The sequence below is a fragment of the Rossellomorea sp. y25 genome, from assembly GCF_038049935.1.
Taxonomy (GTDB): domain Bacteria; phylum Bacillota; class Bacilli; order Bacillales; family Bacillaceae_B; genus Rossellomorea.
Genome location: NZ_CP145886.1, coordinates 3,771,990 through 3,790,094, shown reverse-complemented (window position 1 = coordinate 3,790,094; position 18,105 = coordinate 3,771,990). Strand labels below are relative to the sequence as shown.

The 18,105-nt window shown below is 40.5% G+C and carries 21 protein-coding genes and 1 pseudogene; 14 read left to right on the top strand and 8 right to left on the bottom strand.

Going from position 1 to position 18,105, the window contains the following annotated elements; translation table 11 throughout:
- The first annotated feature begins 94 nt into the window (after positions 1–94).
- The 3 genes from AAEM60_RS19160 to AAEM60_RS19150 all read left to right on the top strand — a co-directional run bounded on the left by AAEM60_RS19160 (position 95) and on the right by AAEM60_RS19150 (position 2,244).
- On the top strand, positions 95–532 hold the full coding sequence (locus AAEM60_RS19160; RefSeq protein WP_341356888.1) for a DUF86 domain-containing protein: 438 nt from the start codon (positions 95–97) through the stop codon (positions 530–532).
- Positions 533–654: 122 nt separating this feature from the next.
- A complete protein-coding gene (locus AAEM60_RS19155; RefSeq protein WP_299743721.1) occupies positions 655–1,419 on the top strand; it encodes a TIGR01457 family HAD-type hydrolase in 765 nt (254 codons plus the stop codon).
- A gap of 573 nt (positions 1,420–1,992) precedes the next feature.
- Entirely contained in the window at positions 1,993–2,244 is a 252-nt protein-coding gene (locus AAEM60_RS19150; RefSeq protein ID WP_299743724.1) for a helix-turn-helix transcriptional regulator, read from the top strand.
- Here the strand turns inward: AAEM60_RS19150 and sda are convergent.
- Together sda and AAEM60_RS19140 are read right to left on the bottom strand one after the other, a co-directional pair.
- Positions 2,241–2,342: pseudogene (gene sda, locus AAEM60_RS19145) on the bottom strand (sporulation histidine kinase inhibitor Sda); the annotation flags it as partial. The gene AAEM60_RS19150 and the pseudogene sda sit on opposite strands and share 4 nt — an antisense overlap.
- 346 nt (positions 2,343–2,688) lie before the next feature.
- Positions 2,689–3,189: a phosphatidylglycerophosphatase A gene (locus AAEM60_RS19140; RefSeq protein WP_113968983.1), complete on the bottom strand. Its 501-nt coding sequence runs from the start codon at positions 3,187–3,189 to the stop codon at positions 2,689–2,691.
- 290 nt (positions 3,190–3,479) lie between these two features.
- Between AAEM60_RS19140 and yutH the strand changes: the two genes are divergently transcribed.
- Positions 3,480–4,481 (top strand): spore coat putative kinase YutH, encoded by a 1,002-nt coding sequence (yutH, locus tag AAEM60_RS19135; protein WP_341356887.1) that lies wholly within the window; start codon positions 3,480–3,482, stop codon positions 4,479–4,481.
- Between the two features lie 78 nt (positions 4,482–4,559).
- On the top strand, positions 4,560–5,519 hold the full coding sequence (locus tag AAEM60_RS19130; RefSeq protein WP_341356886.1) for a D-glycerate dehydrogenase: 960 nt from the start codon (positions 4,560–4,562) through the stop codon (positions 5,517–5,519).
- 57 nt (positions 5,520–5,576) lie between these two features.
- Here AAEM60_RS19130 and AAEM60_RS19125 read toward each other — a convergent pair whose 3' ends face one another.
- Positions 5,577–5,813, bottom strand: coding sequence for a NifU family protein (locus AAEM60_RS19125; protein WP_034763763.1), 237 nt, complete (start codon positions 5,811–5,813; stop codon positions 5,577–5,579).
- 310 nt (positions 5,814–6,123) lie between these two features.
- Between AAEM60_RS19125 and AAEM60_RS19120 the strand changes: the two genes are divergently transcribed.
- Entirely contained in the window at positions 6,124–6,450 is a 327-nt protein-coding gene (locus AAEM60_RS19120; RefSeq protein WP_299743742.1) for a YuzD family protein, read from the top strand.
- A 104-nt stretch (positions 6,451–6,554) separates the two neighbouring features.
- On the opposite strand, the gene AAEM60_RS19115 is transcribed toward AAEM60_RS19120, so the two are convergent.
- Positions 6,555–7,622, bottom strand: coding sequence for an NAD(P)/FAD-dependent oxidoreductase (locus AAEM60_RS19115; protein WP_299743745.1), 1,068 nt, complete (start codon positions 7,620–7,622; stop codon positions 6,555–6,557).
- A 331-nt stretch (positions 7,623–7,953) separates the two neighbouring features.
- Between AAEM60_RS19115 and AAEM60_RS19110 the strand changes: the two genes are divergently transcribed.
- Together AAEM60_RS19110 and AAEM60_RS19105 are read left to right on the top strand one after the other, a co-directional pair.
- Entirely contained in the window at positions 7,954–8,190 is a 237-nt protein-coding gene (locus AAEM60_RS19110; protein ID WP_258549604.1) for a YuzB family protein, read from the top strand.
- 197 nt (positions 8,191–8,387) lie between these two features.
- Entirely contained in the window at positions 8,388–8,750 is a 363-nt protein-coding gene (locus AAEM60_RS19105) for an iron-sulfur cluster assembly accessory protein (protein ID WP_299743748.1), read from the top strand.
- Between the two features lie 50 nt (positions 8,751–8,800).
- On the opposite strand, the gene AAEM60_RS19100 is transcribed toward AAEM60_RS19105, so the two are convergent.
- The gene (locus tag AAEM60_RS19100) at positions 8,801–9,445 is read right to left on the bottom strand and encodes an SDR family oxidoreductase (protein WP_299743751.1); all 645 of its coding nucleotides are present in this window, start codon (positions 9,443–9,445) and stop codon (positions 8,801–8,803) included.
- A 262-nt stretch (positions 9,446–9,707) separates the two neighbouring features.
- Positions 9,708–10,706 (bottom strand): NAD(P)/FAD-dependent oxidoreductase, encoded by a 999-nt coding sequence (locus AAEM60_RS19095; RefSeq protein ID WP_299743754.1) that lies wholly within the window; start codon positions 10,704–10,706, stop codon positions 9,708–9,710.
- 541 nt (positions 10,707–11,247) lie between these two features.
- Here AAEM60_RS19095 and AAEM60_RS19090 point away from each other — a divergent pair.
- The 5 genes from AAEM60_RS19090 (at position 11,248) to AAEM60_RS19070 (ending at position 14,822) form a co-directional block, all read left to right on the top strand.
- A complete protein-coding gene (locus AAEM60_RS19090; protein ID WP_299744027.1) occupies positions 11,248–12,465 on the top strand; it encodes an NAD(P)/FAD-dependent oxidoreductase in 1,218 nt (405 codons plus the stop codon).
- A 65-nt stretch (positions 12,466–12,530) separates the two neighbouring features.
- Entirely contained in the window at positions 12,531–13,028 is a 498-nt protein-coding gene (locus AAEM60_RS19085; RefSeq protein ID WP_341356885.1) for an NUDIX hydrolase, read from the top strand.
- A 158-nt stretch (positions 13,029–13,186) separates the two neighbouring features.
- Positions 13,187–13,312: a YuiA family protein gene (locus AAEM60_RS19080; protein ID WP_172655674.1), complete on the top strand. Its 126-nt coding sequence runs from the start codon at positions 13,187–13,189 to the stop codon at positions 13,310–13,312.
- A gap of 211 nt (positions 13,313–13,523) precedes the next feature.
- The gene (locus AAEM60_RS19075) at positions 13,524–13,841 is read left to right on the top strand and encodes a YuiB family protein (RefSeq protein ID WP_299743760.1); all 318 of its coding nucleotides are present in this window, start codon (positions 13,524–13,526) and stop codon (positions 13,839–13,841) included.
- 276 nt (positions 13,842–14,117) lie between these two features.
- A complete protein-coding gene (locus AAEM60_RS19070; RefSeq protein ID WP_341356884.1) occupies positions 14,118–14,822 on the top strand; it encodes a 3D domain-containing protein in 705 nt (234 codons plus the stop codon).
- A gap of 42 nt (positions 14,823–14,864) precedes the next feature.
- Here the strand turns inward: AAEM60_RS19070 and AAEM60_RS19065 are convergent, their stop codons facing one another.
- Entirely contained in the window at positions 14,865–15,653 is a 789-nt protein-coding gene (locus AAEM60_RS19065) for a cobalamin-binding protein (RefSeq protein WP_341356883.1), read from the bottom strand.
- Between the two features lie 10 nt (positions 15,654–15,663).
- Positions 15,664–16,143, bottom strand: a complete 480-nt coding sequence (locus AAEM60_RS19060; protein ID WP_149157587.1) for a divergent PAP2 family protein — start codon at positions 16,141–16,143, stop codon at positions 15,664–15,666.
- Positions 16,144–16,300: 157 nt separating this feature from the next.
- On the opposite strand from AAEM60_RS19060, the gene AAEM60_RS19055 reads away from it, so the two are divergent.
- Entirely contained in the window at positions 16,301–17,806 is a 1,506-nt protein-coding gene (locus tag AAEM60_RS19055; protein WP_299743771.1) for a leucyl aminopeptidase, read from the top strand.
- Positions 17,807–18,105 lie beyond the last annotated feature (299 nt).

The following is an 18,105-nucleotide window of genomic DNA, read 5'->3' as shown; positions in this document are numbered from 1 at the left end:
AACTGAAGTGAGTTTTGCAGGATGTACCTGTATGGTGATGGTGAAATTATGTTAGAATAAAGTGTGATGATATCGTTCAGGAAGAGGTGGCACCATGTATTTCGTAGATAGAGAAAAGATTGAAGTGATATTGCTTTATATGAGTGAGCAGTTAACCATCGTTCGTTCCAATGATCAATGGAACTCCATAGTAGAAAAACTAGCCCTGGAGCGAATGGCTCATACGATCATTGAATCCGTACTTGATGTAGGGAACAGCATGATCGATGGGTTCATTATGAGAGACCCTGGAAGCTATGAAGACATCATTGACATTCTTTTGGATGAAAACGTGATCGATGACAAGATGAGTAGAGACCTCAAGCTTCTTGTAGGCAATCGTAAGATACTTGTTCAGGAGTATACAGCCGTCAACCATGATCAATTACATAAGGTTTTAAACGAGGTATTCTACTCGTTAGAGAAGTTTCCTCAACAGGTTCGCAGCTACCTTGAAAATGAACTGGGACCTGTATCCGCATTTAAAAATTAATGAGATATGACAGCGCTTTCTGACCAGGAAGCGTTTTGTTTTATTTAAAGCTACATTTTATCGTAAATAGAACAGACTTTAAGGTGTTTGGGCATACTAAAACAATCATATGGAGGTAAACAATGAAAGAATATAAAGGATACTTAATCGATTTAGATGGCACGATGTATAAAGGGAAAGAAAAGATCGAGGAAGCGGGAGTATTCGTTAAACGTCTTCAGGAGAAGGGATTACCCTATCTGTTTGTAACAAACAATTCTTCAAGAAGACCTGAGCAGGTTGCAGAAAAGTTGCAGTCCTTTGCCATTCCTGCCACGAAGGAACAGATATTCACAACATCAATGGCGACAGCTCAGTATATAGCAAAGAAAAAACCAAATGGAACCGCATATGTCATCGGGGAAGAAGGAATTCGTTCGGCACTGGAAGATAGCGGGATTACTCTTAGGGATGAGAAACCGGATTTCGTAGTAGTGGGGATAGATCGTGACATTAATTACGAAAAATTGTCTCTCGCTTGCCTGGGTGTTAGAAATGGTGCTACTTTTATTTCAACCAATGGAGATATCGCCATTCCGACTGAAAGAGGATTGCTTCCTGGGAATGGTTCCCTGACGTCAGTTATCACCGTCTCCACACAAACAGAACCGACCTTTATCGGAAAGCCCGAATCGATCATTATGGAGCAAGCCCTATCTGTATTAGGGGTCCCGAAGGAAGACACGTTAATGGTTGGGGATAACTATGATACCGATATTTTGGCTGGAATCAACGCCGGACTCGATACGCTGCTTGTTCACACTGGAGTCACAACCAAAGAGGCTTTAAGTTCGAAGGATATTCAGCCGACCTACACAATTGATACATTAGACGAATGGGATATATAATAATAAAAAAGTGGAGGCTGTTTTTACAGTCTCCACCTTATAAGCCCTTCTGAATACAAAAATAGAAAAATGTCTTAAATTAGTAACACATTCATAATAGACAACCCTCGTTCGTATAAGTAAAATAGAACTAGTGTTAAAAGAAGTAATCAAAATACTATTTATACTTAAGGACCTACGTAATTGGTCCTTTTTGCTAATATCTATGCCTCTATAGATACTGTAGCAAGTAAAATAATAGCAGGAACGAGAATTATACTCCTAAAGTATTATATGGTTTTTCCTCTAACTAACTTTTCCATTACACATATTTGAGTACTCAGAAGGACTAGGAAGACAGGATCTGAAAAACAATAAGAATATTTTTAAAAAATATTACGAAATTAAGTGTAAAGGTATTAATCTAGGGTAAACATCAAAGGTAGTAGGGGACTATTAGCATTGATACCTTTTCAATTTCTAACTATTCTTTACGAATGCAAACAACTTTAAGAATGAAAGTCACTGTTTCATAATTGATTTTCGAAACATTCCACGTCATTTCTAAAGAATTTTTAAAAGGGTAGTGAGGTAATGAGTATTACAGTTACAGGACTTGTCGGAAAGAAAATAAGGTACCACAGAAGAGCAAAAGAAATCACCATACAAGAATTAAGTCACAAATGTGGATTGACGGTTAATTATATTTCGTTGATTGAAAAGGGAGAGGCAAACCCGTCCCTGAACAAGTTGAATGCCATTGTATGTGCTCTTGACGTTCAGTGGGAAGACATCATGCCGACTTGTGAAGAACACGAAGACATCTACAATCAAACGATTCTTTAATGAACTAATTTTCTCTTTTTAATTTCTTGTTCGATCAGAATGATAAAATCATTACTGAGTTTTAACTGTTTTGCTTCCTTGTATGCAGCGATAAGGGCTAGGTCACTTAGGAGTTGGACGTGATTTCATCTTGTTTATTTTTTGTATGTATGTGTGAACCCGTCTAATCCCGTTTAAGTGATGGCCTTTATTTGCTGTGTATTCGTTTAGAAGTCCTTGATACAACTATATTTATGGTAATTACAACTATAATTGTAATTATATAAAACTATTCATTGATGTGCAATAATAAAGTTAGTGAAAAGGAACTATTTATGTTTTATGTGATTTTTAGGGGATACAGTATGATTTATTTTGTCAGTTTTTAGGACACTTCTTCTTTCACTAAAAAAATCAGACGACGCCTGTCGTCTGATTTGGATACGTATTTTATTCCGTCTAGGCTTATTCTGCGCATTTAGCCCGGTGTGCCAGTCTACTTGATGCAGCTGCTGCAATTGCACCTACAATATCGTCCAAGAAGGTATGACACATACCAGATGATTTATCATTCAACCTCTCCAGGATTCCCGGCTTTTGTTTATCGATATAGCCGTAGTTTGTAAATCCAATCGATCCATATACATTAACAATTGAAAAGGCTAGAATTTCATCCACACCATATAAACCTTCATCTACTTCAATTATCGCCTGAAGTGGTTCTTCCAGCATTTTTTTCTCAGCTAATATATCAAGTTGAATACCCGTTAGTATCGCATTTTGCACTTCCCGCTTCGTTAACACACGTTCAACGTTATAGACACATTCCTTTAGTTCAAGATCAGGATGGTACTTTTGTTGAAGGTACATGACCAATTGAGCAATATCTTCAATCTCTACTCCTCTTTCATGCAGCCATTTACGTGCCGTTTTCTCTAATAAATCCATTGATTCTTTATCCTTCATCCTATTCACCTTTTCTTTGAAAGATTATAAAACCCCTATTTCGATTAGACGAAGCCTTGTTTTACACATATGATTCCCATTTGAAAAATAGACATAATAATAGCTTCTATTCTCATTCTTGCCCATCTCCAGTTTTAGATATTCATAATTGTCTATAAAGGTTGTTTTCATATAAAGTGAGTGAGTGGTAATGAAGTGATTTTGAAAGGAATTGACATTATGAAAAAGGACTTGTTTGACACGGATCACCCTGTGAAAAAAGATGGTTACTTTAGATAGGAGAGATCAATATGTCTCAAGAAATATTAATCAATCATTTTGGATTGCATCCAGAGCGGGCATTTTTTGATGGAATGATGGATCGATATATGGTCGGGGGATTAGTATATAGTATTGTGGGCGTATCGAATATGGAACAAGAAACCTTAGTGGAACTCTACAAATTGGCAGAACACCTAAAAAGTCAGGGAGATCGGCATGTTTCAACCTTCGTCCAGAGCAACGAAGGAAGATTCCTTGTGGTAGAAAAGGATAAAGATTATGTGGTGCTGCGAAATGAAAGCATCCAATCTCCCCCTGATAAAAAGATGGGCAGAAAGTTAAGCAAATTCCATTTCAGGGGACGGACCTTTGAAGAAAAAGTAGAGAAAATAAATCGTATGGGACAGTGGAAAAGTCTGTGGGAAAAGAGGCTTGCTCAGTTAGAGAAGGCTTATTATCAGGTTATTCAGGACCAGCCGGCTGACGAGTTTGAACGCCGCTTTGTTGAGAGCTACCCTTATTACAGTGCTTTGGCAGAAAACGCCATCCAGTACCTGGTTGATACGGAGCTTGATGAGGATCCGAAGCCAGAGGATGCGGGAACGGTTTGCCATGAGCGTTTTCTTCAATCCACATGGGGGACGGAAGTGTTCATTCATTTTCCATTCCAATGGGTGTTCGATCACTGCAGCCGGGACATAGCAGAGTGGGTGAGAGAACGCTATTTCATGAGAAGCCAAACGTTTCATCCTGAGCTCCAGGAATTCATCAGAGAGTATGAATCCATTACCCCACTCTCACCATTCTCTTGGAGACTGCTGTATTCACGTCTCTTGTTTCCCCTTCACTATTTCGAGTGCATAGAGGAGTATTATATTTCACAATCAGAACAGAAGAAGAAGGTAGTTGAAGATAAGCTGGAGCGCTATCTGAAAAATTCCCACCAATATGAAGCATTCCTGTCTGACTTTTATCATATGTCTGAAGTTCCCGTTAAAAAATGGGGAATTCCCCTTGTTGCATGGCTGTAACATCGACGACCCTCCCAATCTGAACGGCCTTCACTTTTATGCTAAACTGTAGAAAAAGAGTGAAGGTAGGGACTACATATGAAGCCATCCATCTATATTACAAGAAAATTGCCGGAATCAATCATTGCACCCTTGCAGAAAGAATTTGAAGTTGACATGTGGGAGCATGAAGATGTTTCGGTACCAAGAGACGTTCTTCTCCATAAAGCAGAGAGTGCCTCTGCTTTACTTACGATGTTATCGGACAAGATAGATCGGGAGCTGTTACAGAGATCTCCACAAGTAAGAGTCGTGGCAAATCTGGCTGTCGGCCATGACAATATAGACCTTGAAGCGGCAAAAGAATTAGGCATCACCATATGCAATACGCCTGATGTTCTAACGGAAACAACGGCTGATTTAACCTTTGCATTATTAATGGCAACGGCAAGACGAATCGTCGAGGCAGACCGTTATGTGAAAGAAGGAAAGTGGAAAAGCTGGTCACCCCTTTTATTAGCCGGCTTAGATATTCATCACAAAACCATTGGCATTCTCGGAATGGGAAGCATAGGTGAAGCTGTGGCAAGAAGAGCGAAGGGATTCAATATGAATGTTCTATATCATAATCGTTCCAGAAAATATGCAGTGGAACAAGACCTTGGTGTTCAATATGCAACTTTGGAGAAACTCCTCACTCAATCGGATTTTGTCGTGGTTCTTGCTCCCTTAAACGAAGACACAGAAGGTATGTTTCAAGAAGAACAATTCTTATTGATGAAAAATACAGCGATTTTCATCAATGCAGCCCGTGGCCCGATCGTAAGTGAAGAAGCTTTAGAACAAGCGTTAAAGAGGGGAGATATTGCAGGGGCAGGATTAGATGTATTCGAAGCGGAGCCGATCGATGCAGACCATCCTCTTCTCAAGTTACATCAAGTGGTCGCACTTCCTCATATCGGAAGTTCCTCTAAAGAAACACGTTATGGGATGATGGCTTTATGTGTAGAGAATATTCATGCCGTATTAAAGGGAAAGAAACCGAGAACATCCCTATAGTCAAAAAGAAACAGCCTGAATCCAATGAAGGATTCAGGCTGTTTCATTAATGGTGTATTAGAATACTTGCTCTACTTCAACGATACCAGGAACTTCTTCCACTAATGCGCGTTCGATTCCTGCTTTTAATGTGATGGTTGAACTTGGGCAGCTTCCACAAGCACCTAGAAGGCGTAATTTTACAATACCATCTTCAACGTCCACTAGTTCACAGTCTCCACCATCGCGAAGTAGGAACGGACGTAATTTATCTAATACTTCCTGAACAGGTGCGATCATTTCGTTTTCAGCCATATTTATCTACTCCTTTCCTTACTCTCTATTATAATGACATATTCACAAAAAATCTATCAACCTGCAAACTATTGGGAATTTCTTTTTTGGAAATGGTTCTTTAATGAATTGTGGTGTAATATTATGGACCGTTCCTTTCCGCTACACTCTGTGCCACTAATTTTCATGCATTTTAAATCTCGCCAAACTTCACATTGCATAAGAAATTTTCAAAATGCAATTCCCAGTACAGAATTTACATATAATCGTTCCAACCCGGCTGTTTTTTTTGTAAAATAAACAAAGAGGGAAACAAAGGGGAGAGAGTGACATGGAGAGAAAACCTGTTGAACTTTACGTGTATGGGGCAGAAATACTGTGTCCAAGCTGCGTAAACTTACCATCATCGAAAGAAACGTACGAATGGCTTGAGGCTGCTGTTAGTCGTAAGTATCCAAACCAGCCATTCGTGATTAAATATGTTGATATCCACAATCCTCCTGAAGATGAATTCGTTAAGCAGTTTGCTTCAAGAGTGATCGAAGAGGATATGTTTTATCCGATTGTTCTGTTAGAAGGGAATATTATCGGAGAAGGAAATCCCCGCTTAAAGACAATCTATTCTGAGCTTGAGAAATTTGGGTATAAAGCGGTTTGATTGATTGGGGTATCAGGGCTGTCCTTATTGGGAGAGTCCTTTTTAATGAAAGAAATAAAGCTGAACCTAAAAAAAAGAACCGCACATTGCGGTTCTTTTTTCCATCATCCATTATGATATTTATACATCCATAACACACCGGATTTCAACAATCGAGCGACGCGACCTGTGATGGAGCGCTCGTTTACCAGACCGAAACCATGTTTCTTTCCGAGCGAGCCGAGAATTCCTTTTAGCTTAATCTTAGGTAATTCTGCCGGCAGCGGTTCATTCTTCCAACGTTTAAGTAAGACTGTCACGATTTGTTCCGCTTGTCCCTCAGCAAGCTGGGCACTTGGAGCTTGAGGAAGGCTTGCGCAGTCACCAACCACGTAAACATTCTCATCCTGAGGCAGGTTATGATACTTTGTCAGAATAACGCGACCGCTTGCATCTTTTTCAACATCCATATCTCGGACGACTTTGCTTGGTTGAATTCCTGCTGTCCATACGATGGCATCGCAAAAAATTTGTTCTTCATGGTTATGAAGGGTGTTTGGTTCCACTTTTGTGATGTTCGAGCCGTTGACGATGTCTACATCATTCTCGTCGAACCAACTGTGAACATAAGAACTTAACCGTTCAGGGAAGGCATTAAGAATACGCGGACCACGATCGAATAGCTTAATTTTCAAATCAGAACGGCTTTCACGAAGCTCACTCGCAAGCTCGATCCCGCTTAAGCCGGCTCCAACAATTCCTACGATCGAACCAGCTGGAAGATTACATAAGGTTTGGTATGTTTTACGGGATTTTTCAATTGTTTGAATGGAGTAAGTATGTTCGTCAGCACCGGGAACATTATGATATTTATCCTCACAACCGAGTCCAATCACAAGGTCGTCATAAGGAACTGGATCTTGATCTTTCATATTTACGAGTTTGTTTTCCATGTCCACTCCGGAAATATCTCCGTACACATAGGATAAACGGGCATGTTCCGGGAATGATACGCGTACATGTTGATCTGAAATCGTACCAGCAGCTAATGCGTAGTATTCAGTTTTAAGACAGTGGTAAGGATTTCGGTCAATCAGGGTAATCGATACATCTTCAGGTAATTGGTTGGGTAATAAGCGAAGAAGAACTCGCATATTACCGTATCCTCCACCAAGCAGCACTAATTGTTTCATGAAAAATTTCCCCTTTTTTGCACTCTACATTATTGTTGAAATAGTGTGTTTGTATATGATTTATATCCCTAGAGTTGTATGGGACAGGATTCAAAGGACATTCACGTTAAAACGGGTCCTGAAAAAGTAAGCATTTTCAATATGAAGCATAATTCGAGCAATTATCACATTAATAAACCTATTAACATTAAAAGTATATCGAAATAGTGGCGTTTTCACAACAGAAATAAGCGAAAATGTTCACAATCTGTTATACCATTACATGGAACTCAAATGATTGACGATATTGATAAAAAAAGGTAGCATAACAAAGAGTAGTGAGGTGATAGAATTGAAACCTATTATAGAATTTTGTATAAGCAATCTTGCTAGTGGTGCGCAAAAAGCGCTTGAGATATTAGAAAGGGACCCCAACCTTGATGTCATTGAGTACGGATGCCTGGGTTACTGCGGAAAATGCGCACAATCCTTTTATGCTCTCGTCAATGGTGAAGTCGTAACAGGGGACACACCTGAAGAACTGGTGGATCATATCTATCAGTTCCTGGAAGATAATCCGATGTTCTAAAGAAAAGCTGGTCTTGTGACTGGCTTATTTTTTTTGTCTTATTGAATTCTTTTTCCTCTAAAGTAGCAACAAACATGATCAAAAGAGCCCAATAAAAAGTTTTCTTACATTCATTCACCAAAGCTCCTTTGGTTGAGTAGTAAAATAGAAAGGAGTATACTAAGTAGTAAGAAATGAAAAGGTTGGGGGTGTAGTAAATGAGTGAAGTTGTCATTCTAACAGAAGCCGCTGCCCTTCAGATTAAAGATATGATGAAGGAACATGACGAAACAGATGCCATGTTGCGAGTAGCGGTAAAAGGGGGAGGCTGCAGCGGCCTTTCTTACGGTATGGGATTTGAACATGAGCTTCAAGATGGAGATACAACACTGGAACAACATGGAATAAAGCTTGTTGTAGCTAAAAATGATGCTGCTATCTTGAACGGTACTAAAATAGATTACAAGCAGTCCATGATGGGCGGCGGGTTCACCATCGACAATCCGAACGCCATCGCTTCATGCGGATGCGGATCATCATTCGTGACGGCGACGAATAAGGGTACGCCGGAGAACTGCTAATGATTAAAAGGGACGGACCTCCAAAGTGGAGGTCCGTCCCTTTTCAAGTATCAATGAATATTCTTTAACGCTTCTTCGACAGGTGTGTCACCGCTTAAGATCTCGAATACTTTGTGATTGGTTTCTTCGATTGTCAAGGCGTCGACAAGTACTTTCGCGACATCTTCACGGGAAATGTCTCTGCTTTTGTCTTCAATGGAAGTGGCTGCTTCAATTTTTCCAGTTGCATCATCAAATGAAAGGGAGCCAGGGCGGACGATCGTGTAGTTTAGGCCGCTTTCCTTCAAGTGGGAATCCGCTGCACCTTTTGCTTTTAAGTAGAATTGCAATTCATCCGGGCCGCTTGACGGGTTATCGGCACCCATTGAGCTAAGCATCACAAAACGCTCAATTCCCATCTTCTTCGCATAATCCACCGCTTTTTTTGCACCCTCCTGGTCAATGGCAAGAGTTTTATCGTCACCGGTCGATCCGCCACTACCAGCTGCAAATATAACGGCATTTACATTCTCAAGAGCGTATGAAAAGTCCTGCTCCAGGTCTGCAACAATCGGTCTTGCCCCTAAATCTTCCATATCCTTCGCTTGTTCTGTTTTTCGAATCATGGCTCTCACGAAATGCTGACTGCTATTTGAAAGTTCTTTCACTATGTGACGGCCAGTGTGACCATTTGCTCCAATAACTAATACATTCATTCTCTCCATCATCCTTTATCTAAGTTTTTGTCTTATTATTGGTCTACCCATTCATTGCTAAAATAAACAAATCAATGGGTGATGATGGAAATCACTCGTATACGTGGATGTTTGATGCATATCAGGTCACGTTGCTTCTTCGATTGGATATTCCGTTTCATAAGAGCTGCCATCTTTTTGCTGTTTTCCTTTGGGTGTTGTCTCCTCCAAATGAAAAAGAGGCTTAGGAATACATATCCTAAAACCTCCCTAATAATAGTCTTTAATCTGTAAACATGGATGTACTGTGCATCGGTTGGACTCTTGCCTTAGGGTCCATATATGCTTTGGCATTGTTAACAGCTGTCGGTGCCTCACCAAATCCGCTTGCAATAAGCTTCACTTTACCGTCGTACGTACTAATATCACCTGCTGCGTATATACCTGGAATATTCGTTTCCATTCTTGAGTTGACAACGATCGAATTCTTTTCAATCTCAAGGCCCCAGTCCTTAATCGGACCAAGAGAAGAAACAAATCCAAAGTTTACGATTAACTCATCAAGATCAATAATTTCCTTCTCATCACCCTTAGTTTCTTCTAAAATCAATTGATTGATTTTGTTATCATCCACAACCAGTTCTGAAGGGACATAAGGTGTCTTAAGTTCAACCGTAGAATTGTGCAGGTTTTCCACACTATGCTCATGTGCCCTGAATTTATCTCTTCTGTGAACGAGGTAGACTTTTTCTGCAATCGGCTCAAGCATAAGCGCCCAGTCAACGGCAGAATCACCACCACCACAAATGACAACTTTCTTGCCTCTGAAATGTTCCAGGTTATCAACAAAGTAATGAAGATTCTTACCTTCAAATTCAGACGCATGCTCTAGTTCCAGGCGTCGAGGCTGGAAAGCACCGTTCCCTGCTGTGATGATGATCGTTCTGGAAAAATGAATCTCTTTATCGGTTGTGAGCTTAAACATGCCATCAGCCTGTTTTTCTACACCTTCCACAGCTTGCTCCAAACAGATCGTCGTCTCAAACTTTGCCATCTGCTCTTTTAAATTATTGACAAGATCCTGGGCTTTCACTTTAGGAAAACCGGCAACATCATATATGTATTTCTCAGGATATAGAGTAGCCAGCTGGCCCCCGAGTTGTGGTAAACTTTCAATAATCTTAACTGATGCTTTTCTCATGCCGCCATAAAACGCCGTAAACAATCCAGTAGGACCGCCGCCTATGATCGTAATATCATACACTTTTTGATCTTCCTTCAACTAGATCCCTCCAACAATTAAGATGTATTTCACTTTAATTTATTCTATCATAGAGCGATCGATTCTTCACAATAATTGAAATTATAATTGGGAATAATCAGTCTTTTTGAGGAGTGGAGTTTCAGACTTTTGGGGGAGATAAATGATCATCCGTTTTCGGGTTGTCCAGCTCCAGGACTAGAGCCGCCTCCGCTTTTCGGAATATTCTTAAGTTTTCAATTTCCTATATATATCTTGAAAATGCATGGTAAAAAGAATATTATGTAATGTAGGCATAATGTTAAGAATTTATGACAATTCTCGCATAAGTATGTAGTAGTTCGTGAAATACGTCACATACTTTCTTGTTTATCGTTTTTATTTATTTTTTATACAATCCTTTCCTCTTAATTGAAGGAAAACTTCTCGTTTGATTTGTTTCAGTTTCTTTCCTATAGGGAAAAAGGTAATAGCATCAGATTGAACGGGATAAAAAAGCATGATGTGGAGGACTCTAAGAGTATCCAAAGCAAATTTATCAAAAAAGGTGGATGTGATTCAGTTGAGAAAGCCAAGAATCGTTGTATTAGGTGCAGGTTATGGAGGATTAATGACGGTAACTCGTCTTCAAAAGCAATTAGGTACAAATGAAGCAGAAATTATTTTAGTTAATAAAAATGATTATCACTACGAAACCACTTGGTTACACGAAGCTTCTGCAGGTACACTTCATCATGATCGTGTACGTTACAACATTAAAGATGTTGTCAATACAAGCAAAGTAAACTTCTTACAAGCTACTGTTGAAGATATTAAAGTAGAAGAAAAGAAAGTCATCACAAGTGACGGTGAAGTAGAATTCGATTACCTGGTCGTTGCATTAGGTGCAGAATCTGAGACTTTCGGTATCCAGGGTCTTCATGAGCATGCTTTCATGATTTCGAACATCAACTCTGCCCGTCAAATCCGTGAGCATATCGAATTACAATTTGCTACGTATAAAAACGAAGAAGAGAAAAACGATGACCGCCTTACAATCGTTGTAGGTGGAGCAGGCTTCACTGGTATCGAATTCTTAGGTGAATTAGGAAACCGTGTACCTGAACTTTGTCACGAATATGATATCGATCGTAAGAAAGTACGTATTGTGTGCGTGGAAGCTGCACCAATGATCCTTCCTGGATTCGATCCTGAGCTAGTGAAGTATGCTCGTGCCAAGCTTGAGAAAAAAGGTGTAGAATTCCACATCGGAACTCCACTTAAACAAGCGACAGCGGACAGCGTATTAATCGCTAAAGGTGAAGATGAAGTAGAAGAAATCAAGGCTGGTACGATCGTATGGGCTGCAGGTGTACGCGGTAACTCCATCATCGAAAGAGCGGGAATAGAAAACATGCGTGCCCGTGTGAAAATCAACAAAGATCTTCGCGCTCCAGGTCATGATAACATCTTCATCATCGGTGACTGTTCACTAATGATCAATGAAGAGACAGAGCGTCCGTACCCTCCGACTGCACAAATTGCGATGCAACAAGGGGAAGTATGTGCCCGTAACATTGCTTCTTTACTACACGGGAAAGATCATATGGAAGAATTCACTCCAGACATTAAAGGAACAGTATGTTCACTGGGTGAAGACGATGCAATCGGTGTCGTTTACGGTAAGAAAATCACTGGGACAAAAGCTTCCTTCATGAAGAAAGTAGTCGACAACCGCGCTCTTTACATGGTTGGCGGACCATCACTTGTCTTCAAAAAAGGAAAGTTCAAGTTCTTTTAATTCTTAAATCATATAGTGAAAAGCAGGGTGGTTTCCACTCTGCTTTTTGTTATGGGGAGATGTTGATGGGGGTGTTTGCAGTGAAAAGAGGGAAAGTTTGGCTGGCGGTTGCCGGACTGGTCATTGATGAAAGTGGTAAATGGCTTGTGGTGAAAAAGAAATACAGCGGATTAAAAGGAATGTGGTCTTTCCCAGCAGGCTTCGTCAATGCAGGAGAAACAGTAGACGAAGCGGTCATTAGAGAAGTGAGAGAGGAAACAGGTTTACAAACGTCGGTCAAAGGAATCATCGGAGTAAGATCAGGAGTCATCCAGAATGACATTAGTGACAACATGGTGATCTTTCTGTTGGAAAATAAGAAAACTTCTTCTATCCTTATCGAAGAAAAAGAATTGTGGGATGTTGGGTGGAAGTCGCCTCAAGAATTATTAGAGGATGATAAAACATCCGTGATGGTGCATGAGATGATAAAAGCAATGACATTCCAACATAAGTTAAATCCGATTGAAGGGATAAACCCAGGAAATCAGTTCGGATACACTCAATACAAATTATTTTTATAAAATTCTGTAAACTTTAAGAAAAAAAGAGATAATGAAAGAAAAACATAAATGTATTCGCTTTCTTAGAGGTACATCCCCTCTACTGTCCCTTTTCTTTATTCTGGATAGATGATATATTATCAGAAAATTAAGAAATTAAAGAAAAGGGAGAGGGAATGATGAGAGCTACTGCAAGTACTAAAACAAAATACTGTCTTTACTGTTCAGGAAAAGGATACTTTCAGTTAGTATTAGGTGGTTCTGAAACGTGTCCGTGCTGCGGAGGCAGCGGGAAGCAAAAATAAGCTCTAAAAGTTAGATGGCAAAAGCAGGCCTAATGAAGGTTGATACTTCGTTTATGAAGTATGAATACTGACATTGGGTCTGTTTTTTATGTCTGCATGATAAATAAGTTTATTTTGTGAATAAGCCACAAAACTTCCTTGAAAATATTGACGCTTTCATTTCACTCGGGGTACACTATTATTTAGTGTTTATGGAGGTGTAAACGGTACAATGCCTATACATGTAATGATTATTTCGATGCTTTTATTTTTTGTTCTATTTTTCGGAATAGGTTTTTTGTTAAATATGTTATTGCGTATGACGTGGATTATGGCTATCATTTATCCAATTGTTGTTATTTTTATCGTAGACGATGTTCGTTTTATAGATTATTTTCGAAATGCAGGCGGGTCGTTTTCTGAGTTAGGTACGAAAATCAGCCACTTGGCTGTAGCCGATCTTGTGATTTTGGGAAGTGGATTGGCAGGAGCGATTCTGGCAGGAGTCGTGATGAGGATTTTAAGAGCAAAAGGATATCGCATGTTTTAACCGCATCCGTTTAACCGAGACATCTTTCTCGAGTTGAACGGTTTTTTATTATGACTTTTTATAAAAATTGTACATACTAATTGAAGTAGGAAATATCATCGTCAGCCCCTGTAAAGTCGCATATGGCCGCATATGGGCGTTGAAATTCCTCTATAAGGGACTCTCGAAACTACCACCCTAATAATTTCCAAATATTGAAACTATTCGATTTTTTTCTCAATTTATGCATATATCCCCTCCTGGTTGGGAAGTAATAATGGTGGGAGGAGTGAATACATGAATTTGTTTAAAACATGGACGAAGAGATTCGTTATGGCCAGTTTGTTTGTCCTTGCACTGGGAACTACGTTTCAATCAGTTTCGGGAGTAGAGGCCGAAACCTTTAAAACCTGGTTGATGGACAAGGGTGAACATGATCAAGCCGGTTTGAATTATAAAGAGCATCAGACAAATCGTTTAGGATTGTCATTTAAATTTCTTAAGAGGCTGGCAGGTTTTGAGACTCAGATTTCTGCGAGTACACCTGTTGAACCGAGGACGTTGGAAGAGTCGGTTGATTGGGATCAGTATACGAAGCATAAGGTTGTAGCGACAGGCTATACAGCCGGGATTGAATCGACCGGGAAAAACCCTGGGCATCCCCTCTATGGAATTACATACTCTGGAGTGAAAGTGAAACGTGATTTATATTCTACGATTGCAGCCGATCTTTCCGTTTATCCTATTGGTACCATTCTTTTTATCCCCCATTATGGATATGGGGTAGTAGCCGATAAAGGGAGCGCTATTAAGGGGAATAGACTGGACCTCTATTACGAGACAGTGGACGATGTGTATAATGAATGGGGTAAACAGACGCTGGATGTATATGTAATCCAGATGGGTTCAGGTGAGTTATCTGAACAGCAATTAGTGGATCTTAATGAAAATAAATCCATGCAAGTGTTTAGACAGCAGATATTATCACCAAAAGAAGAATAGAATAGAGCTCGCAGTTCAACTTGAACTGCGAGCTTTTTATCATCACTGGACCTCTTTATACAATTCAGGATGAAGAACTCCTGCAAGCTTGACAGCACCTTTTAACAGAAGGGGTGATGGCCTGCAATAGAGAGCTTCTTCCAGAACGAAAATCCGGTCATTTTGAATAGCCTTCATTTCGTTCCAACCAGGGCGCTTCTTCACGATTTCGGGGTTAACCCGTTTCTGCTGAACGCCGACCCAGGCAAGACAGATATAGTCTGGATCACGTTTCAGTACATCTTCCCAATCCGTTTGAACACTTGCCAGATCCACATCATCAAATAGATTTCGAGCACCGATCATCTCGCTCAACTCGGTTAACCAGTTGATCTTACCAGGGGTGAAAACGGGCTTTGGCCACCATTCCCAGTATAGAGATGGTGGATTTTGAACCCAGGAACTGATCATTTTTAAGCGTTTTACGGTCTGCAAAAATTCTTGTTGTCGGATCATGGCATGTTCTTCTATTCCACAAGCTTTCCCAACCGTTAAAAGGTCTTCTGCTATGTCAGAGAAGCTCTGTGGATTTAACGTGATGTGGGGGATGTTCCGCTTTTCCAGTTCTTCTATGTTTTTTTCCATACCGGGTACACTTAATGAAGAAAACACCAAATCAGGTTTCAAGGACTCTACCTTATCCATGTTAATAGAGAGATCCGGTCCAAGCCGGGGAAGGGACTCGACCTCTTTAGGATAATCGGAGTAATCATCCACTCCTACAAGATTCGGTGTTAATCCAAGATAATCGATTATTTCTGTATTACTGGGGCAGATTGAAACAATTCTCATCGTGACACTCCTAAGCATAAAAGAAATAATGAAGCAGAAGGGTTAGAATAATCCCCGAAAGTCCCCCAAAGAACACTTCAATGGGTTTGTGACCGAGTAATTCTTTTAGCTCCTTGCGCTTTTCTTGTTCAGGCTTGTTCTGCCAGCCTTTTGCTTCTGACATAAACCTCTGGAAATCCACCATCAACCGATTCAGAACAATCGCTTGTTCTCCTGCCTGCCTTCTGACACCCGTTGCGTCGAACATCGTGATGATGGCAAACATGGCGGATACAGCGAAGATTGGTGAATCCACGCCCACTTCCAGGGCCACTCCAGTAGATAATGCCGTTACGGCCGCTGAATGGGAACTCGGCATCCCGCCTGTTGAGGTAATCAATGACCAATTTAATTCCCTCGTAGCGATAAACTGTATGGGAACCTTTACAAACTGAGCAAAAAAGATCGAAAATAAAGATGCCCATAATGGAAAATTAAAAAATACTTCCATGCTGTTAAATGCCACCCTTTCAATTGTTTGAATAAAAATAATGTTCTCATTATATCATACCCTATTAACCACTGAATTAACTTTGTGGATTGGTTTGGTAGAAAGTCGAAATAATGGGACATCTTCGCTATAATAGAGAGCGGAGGTGTCGGTTAAAATGAAATTTTCGATTAATCAAAATGAAGTAAGAACGGCAAATCAAGAGTGCCTGGTCGTTGGGGTTTACAATCAGCCAACATTCGAAAGAGAGCTGAAAGAACTTGATCGCACGTTTGAAGGCTATCTTACGCAACTTGTAAAAGACGGAGACATTTCTTCGGAAGCAAAGAAAGTGTCAAAAATACATACATTTGGAAAACTGGAAACAAAGCGGTTATTATTTGTAGGTCTTGGAAAACAAAAAGAGCTTACGTTTGATTCTTTAAAAGAATCGTTAGGCGTAGCATCAAAGGCTTTAAAAGAGATGAAAATGTCTTCTTTTTCAGTAGCATTGGATACATTTGTTTCTGAAGAAATGACAGCAACAGATGCAGCTCATGCCTTTACAGAAGCCTTTACGATGTCTACATATGAATTCCACGGATACAAGAAGAAATCAAATCGACCAGAGGTACAGGTAGAGTCGATCGAGTTCTTTACAAGCTCAGATTCTAAGGAAGTAGAGATGGCTTTACATATCGGCTCTGCCTTTGGTAACGGAGTCAATTCAGCCCGTACGCTGGTGAACACCCCCGGTAATCTATTAACCTCGACGAAATTAGCAGAATACGCCCTTGAATTAGCTGAGCGATACAACTTTGAAGTTGAGATTTTAGATAAAGAAGAGATGGAGCATCTGGGAATGGGCGCACTGCTCGCAGTAAATCAGGGATCCGTCGAACCACCGAAAATGATTGTTCTTAAATACAGCGGAAAAGATGAATGGAAGGATGTCATCGGTTTAGTCGGAAAAGGAATCACCTTTGATACAGGCGGTTACTCGATTAAGCCTAAAGATGGAATCGTCGGAATGAAAGCCGATATGGGAGGAGCTGCTGCAGTTCTTGGTGCCATGGAAATCATCGGTGAAATCAAACCGGAACAGAACGTCGTTGCCGTCATTCCTTCAACAGACAATATGGTGAGCGGCTCTGCATTCAAGCCTGACGATGTGATTACCTCTATGAGCGGTAAAACCATTGAAGTATTGAATACAGACGCTGAGGGCCGTCTTGCGCTTGCTGACGGTATGACCTATGCAAAGCATCAAGGGGCAAATTATTTAGTGGACGTTGCAACCTTAACAGGGGGAGTCATCATTGCTCTGGGTGAAGACAAAACAGGTGCTCTCACGAATAATGAAGCTTTCTTCGAGCAAGTGCTGGAAGCGTCAGGTGAATCGGGCGAATACATTTGGCAGCTTCCATATACGGAAAACGATAAGAAACGTGTTCGTGGCAGTGATATTGCCGACTTGAACAATTCACCAGGACGGGCTGGTCACGCCATCATGGGTGGCGCATTTGTCGGAGAGTTCGCTGAAGGTCTACCTTGGGTGCACCTTGATATCGCCGGTACGGCTACCACCAAAGGCAGTTATGAACTGGGGCCTGCTGGTGGAACGGGTGTCATGGCAAGGACGCTTGCACTATTAGTTGAGCGTTTTGTGCCTTTAGAGAAATAATGTGATGGATCGAAGAGTCTTTTTTCAGTGCATGAGCATTCCAGCACTGAAAGAAGGCTTTTTTTGTTGGAATTCCTTATTTGTAATGTATAGGATAGCTTAATTTGTGGATGAAACCGGGATCCGGTTTAGGATAGCAGCTAATCCAGCCGTTTTGCTTTAAAATCCGGCCGAAATAGGGGAAAATCCAGCCACTTTTCTTCAAAATCCGGCCGAAAAGGTAGAAAATCCAGCCGTTTTCGACCAGAATCCAGCCGATTAACATTTAATGGGAATTAATTCAACTCACCCGGAATCAC